General features: G+C 26.5%; 3 protein-coding genes. All 3 read right to left on the bottom strand.

Annotated features, from left to right (window positions below):
* On the bottom strand, window positions 1-181 hold a 181-nt coding region (locus HUO09_RS21860; RefSeq protein WP_188235271.1), incomplete at its 3' end, for a hypothetical protein.
* 141 nt (window positions 182-322) lie between these two features.
* Window positions 323-478: a hypothetical protein gene (locus tag HUO09_RS21855; RefSeq protein WP_000532851.1), complete on the bottom strand. Its 156-nt coding sequence runs from the start codon at window positions 476-478 to the stop codon at window positions 323-325.
* Window positions 479-611: 133 nt separating this feature from the next.
* On the bottom strand, window positions 612-888 hold a 277-nt coding region (locus tag HUO09_RS21850), incomplete at its 5' end, for a hypothetical protein (protein ID WP_223159540.1).

The following is an 888-nucleotide window of genomic DNA, read 5'->3' as shown; positions in this document are numbered from 1 at the left end:
TAGTATCCTTGAACTTATTCATAATCTCAAAATCTTCACACTTGATAACAACAGTTTTATCATTATCAGAACTATTAGACTGATAAATATCTAATTGAACATGTTGTTTTTCCTCTCCATTAAACTGGGATTTCTTAATACTTGTACCTAAGTATTGACCTTCTACAATAACTTGTGGCATAAAATTACACTCCTTTAAATTTTATGAAAAAAATAGAACGTAAAATCGAACAAAAATACGAACAAATATTCGAAATTAGATTTTACGTTCTGATTATAGCAAAAAAAAGGGACAGAAAACAAGATATTTCCAAAAAAAAATTTAAATTCTTTTATTTTTCTTCAAATGTTCAATAATGGCATCCTCTACAAACTTAGATGTATTCTCCTCTTCTCTAACTAAATCAACATACTTTTTTCTTATAGAAACACCAATCGGAACTTTCTTTTCTCCTGGATCAATTCTCTTTCTGCCCATTTTCTAAAAACACCTTTCCTACTAAAAACATATATGTATATATTTCCTACATGAATTCCCTACATACATACTATAAACAAAAAACAAAACCATTAAAAACAACAATATATAAAAAAAAGAGAGCATTAAGCCCTCAATTTTTATTATACTTTGTCATAAAATCAAACAAAGCTAATTCAATTAGCATATTCTTTGTAATCAACTTATTCTTAACAGTGATTTTTTCAGCAAACTTTTCAAACTCATCAAATAAATCACCACTAACAAGAACCGTCTTTTTAATAGTTTTTCCCGAAAAAGGTAATTCCATCAAATCAAACAATATTTTTGATTCATCACTTTGTTGTATCTTAATAAGTTTCTTTAAAGCTTTAATCTCATCCTCTGAAAAACTTAAATTATTCACTTTA

This window comes from Vibrio sp. Y2-5 (assembly GCF_014596725.1).
In the GTDB taxonomy this organism is placed as follows: Bacteria; Pseudomonadota; Gammaproteobacteria; order Enterobacterales; family Vibrionaceae; genus Vibrio.
Note: the sequence above shows the minus strand (reverse complement) of the source record. Positions and strands in the feature narration are given on the sequence as shown.

What these genes read in the sequence shown, in the direction of transcription:
- HUO09_RS21855 (WP_000532851.1), bottom strand. Translation starts at nt 478, where the DNA reads ATGGGCAGAAAGAGAATTGATCCAGGAGAAAAGAAAGTTCCGATTGGT.